Source organism: Absiella sp. AM29-15 (assembly GCF_003434225.1).
Classification (GTDB): domain Bacteria; phylum Bacillota_I; class Bacilli_A; order Erysipelotrichales; family Erysipelotrichaceae; genus Hoskinsella; species Hoskinsella hominis.
The window spans coordinates 1-2496 of the sequence record NZ_QVFL01000040.1 but is presented as its reverse complement, the minus strand read 5'-3'; the positions used below and the strand labels follow the sequence as shown (position 1 = coordinate 2496).

At 40.2% G+C, this 2496-nt stretch carries 7 protein-coding genes; all 7 read left to right on the top strand.

What is annotated here, in order from left to right:
- Positions 1 to 493: replication initiation factor domain-containing protein (locus DW761_RS20725; RefSeq protein WP_233513151.1), on the top strand; the 493-nt coding region annotated here is incomplete at its 5' end.
- Positions 494 to 505: 12 nt separating this feature from the next.
- The gene (locus DW761_RS20720) at positions 506 to 640 is read left to right on the top strand and encodes a DUF3789 domain-containing protein (protein WP_022621433.1); all 135 of its coding nucleotides are present in this window, start codon (positions 506 to 508) and stop codon (positions 638 to 640) included.
- A complete protein-coding gene (locus tag DW761_RS20715; protein ID WP_002323342.1) occupies positions 641 to 862 on the top strand; it encodes a hypothetical protein in 222 nt (73 codons plus the stop codon).
- 86 nt (positions 863 to 948) lie between these two features.
- Positions 949 to 1197, top strand: a complete 249-nt coding sequence (locus tag DW761_RS20710) for a YgiT-type zinc finger protein (protein ID WP_004612090.1) — start codon at positions 949 to 951, stop codon at positions 1195 to 1197.
- Positions 1198 to 1293: 96 nt separating this feature from the next.
- Positions 1294 to 1590, top strand: a complete 297-nt coding sequence (locus DW761_RS20705) for a conjugal transfer protein (protein WP_117519234.1) — start codon at positions 1294 to 1296, stop codon at positions 1588 to 1590.
- Complete coding sequence (locus DW761_RS20700; protein ID WP_117519233.1) at positions 1509 to 2012, top strand: antirestriction protein ArdA; 504 nt, start codon at positions 1509 to 1511, stop codon at positions 2010 to 2012. Before DW761_RS20705 ends, DW761_RS20700 begins: the two co-directional genes overlap by 82 nt.
- Positions 2013 to 2029: 17 nt before the next feature.
- Positions 2030 to 2496, top strand: a 467-nt coding sequence (locus DW761_RS20695) for an antirestriction protein ArdA (RefSeq protein ID WP_147323344.1), incomplete at its 3' end; no start/stop codon positions are given.

The window sequence follows — 2496 nt, the reverse complement described above, 5'->3', positions numbered from 1 at the left end:
TTTCTGTATCTATGAAAAGGACTATGAGCAGTACGTCAAGTTAGGGACACCTCTGGAAGAAGCCGACATTATCAACCGTTTTGAGATACGGCTTAGAAATGAACGAGCCTATTATGCAGTACGAGATTTGCTGACCTATTATGACGCAGAGCAGACCGCTTTTTCTATCATCAATCAATATGTGCGGTTTGTTGATGAAGAACCCGACAAGCGAAAAAATGACTGGAAACTCAACGATCGCTGGGCTTGGTTTATCGGCGATAACAGACAGAGCTTGAAGCTGACGACAAAGCCAGAGCCTTACACCTTAGATCGCACATTGCGGTGGGTACAAAGGCAGGTAGCACCAACCTTGAAAATGCTGAAAAAGATTGATAAGGGAAACGGTACAGACTACATGGAAACAATCGAACAGCAGGCAAAGCTCACAGAAAAGCATGAAATGATAATCAAACAGCAGACGACCCCTGCAAAAGATTTAGTAGAAAGTTAGGAGTGATAAAAAATGTGGGAATTAGTAAAAGACTTCTTGCTGGTATCTATGGGAATGGGTATCGGCGTAGTCTTGATGTGTATTTTGAATGTCGGCAAAGAAGCTGACTGTGAAATGAAACAATTAAAAGAAAGCGAGGACAATTAAATGAATTTCGGACAAAATTTGTATCAATGGTTTTTATCAAACGCACAGAGCTTAGTGCTTATGGCGATTGTGGTTATCGGTATCTACTTAGGGTTCAAACGTGAGTTTTCCAAACTTATCGGCTTCTTGGTCGTTGCCTTAATTGCTGTCGGCTTGGTATTCAATGCTGGCGGTGTGAAAGATGTACTGTTAGAGCTGTTCAATAAGATTATCGGTGCATAGCAATTTATATTGCAGCACATATATGGGAATGATATAATGTGGATATGAAGAAAACGGCAAATTAGAAGTTAAAGGAGAGAGCGATTATGTTTAGATGTCAAAAATGTAGAAAATGGTTAAAAAGTATTACAACAGAAACTGATGTAGTTTATAATGGCACAACATATCATGCCACAAATGTACCAGCAAAAATATGTCCTGAATGTGGGAAAATAACTATATATGAAATAATTGAAGAACGAATTGTTCAATATGCCACTCAAAGAAATGTAAAAAATATTGATTATGCAGAATGTGAGAATGAAGAAGCTTCTGCCTCTCAATTAATATTGTGAATTTCCATTTTAAAAATTCCATATCCCTACACACAAAGCAGTTAGTCTTAGGATTGACTGCTTTTTTCTTACCTAAAATCAGATTGGAGTGATGACATGAACGATATTTTTAAGGATATGCAGGCAAAAGTTGGCTGTGAATACATTTCCGACCTGCCCTCTTACAAGCGTAAGGTGTGGCAGGAAATGAAACGGCTGACCCCTGCCGACTATGAAGAAAGACAGTTAGAAGATTTTTCTAAATATGTGTTTGGTATGTCGTACCAGACCTTAAAAGATGTGATGAAACGACAGAAAGGACGTGAGGAACAATGCAGGAAACAAGGGTGCTGGTGGAAACGAGAGGAACAACTGGCGAAGAAACAACGTCATACTGGTTCGCCCTGCCGATAGATGTTTCAGAATTTGAAGAAAAGTTAGGTGTCGGTGCAGAAAGTGGGGATTACCGCATTATCGAAAAGGTGTTGCCTTATGCTGACGAAGTCCACGAACATACAAGCGTGTACCAGCTCAACGAATTAGATTTTATGTACCGCCAGCTCTCAAGTGATATGCAGGAAGAATATGTATCACTACTTACGGTGTTTGAGAATTTAGAAGCACTTTATCTTTGCAGGAACGTGATTACTGTTTATCCCGACTGCAAAAGCATGATAGATGTTGCAAGGCAAAAGCTGATGAACGACCCGACGTTCAAACATTTGTCCGAGGACTGTCAAGAATATTACTTTGATTTTGAAGCCTACGCTTCTCACTTACAGGAACACGGGAAATTTTCAGTAACAGAACACGGTATCTTTGAACTGCCAGAGTAGGAAATGAGGTGGTGCTTATGATTGATGATATGGCGGTTTATATTGCTAATCTTGGTAAATACAATGAGGGTTATTTAGTCGGTGCTTGGTTCACGTTCCCCATTGACGAAGAAGATGTGAAAGAAAAAATCGGCTTGAATGAACAGTATGAGGAATACGCAATCCATGATACCGACAACTTCCCGATTGCGATTGGCGAGTATGTTTCCATTGAAGAACTCAATGAAATGTATGAAATGATAGAGGAACTTCCAGACTATATCGCAGAGTGTCTGGACGAATTTATCAGCCACTATGGGACGCTGGAAGAAGTCGTGGAACATAAGGACGATATTTACTATTATCCCGACTGTGAAACCATGACAGATGTTGCCTACTACTACATAGACGAATTGCAGGCACTTGGCGACATTCCACCCAGCTTACAGAACTACATTGACTATGAAGCCTACGGGCGAGATTTGGATATGGGCGGTTGCTTTAT

Coding starts and splice junctions, on each gene's coding strand:
- DW761_RS20710 (WP_004612090.1), top strand. CDS start 949: ATGTTTAGATGTCAAAAATGTAGAAAATGGTTAAAAAGTATTACAACA.
- DW761_RS20705 (WP_117519234.1), top strand. CDS start 1,294: ATGAACGATATTTTTAAGGATATGCAGGCAAAAGTTGGCTGTGAATAC.
- DW761_RS20720 (WP_022621433.1), top strand. CDS start 506: ATGTGGGAATTAGTAAAAGACTTCTTGCTGGTATCTATGGGAATGGGT.
- DW761_RS20700 (WP_117519233.1), top strand. CDS start 1,509: ATGCAGGAAACAAGGGTGCTGGTGGAAACGAGAGGAACAACTGGCGAA.
- DW761_RS20715 (WP_002323342.1), top strand. CDS start 641: ATGAATTTCGGACAAAATTTGTATCAATGGTTTTTATCAAACGCACAG.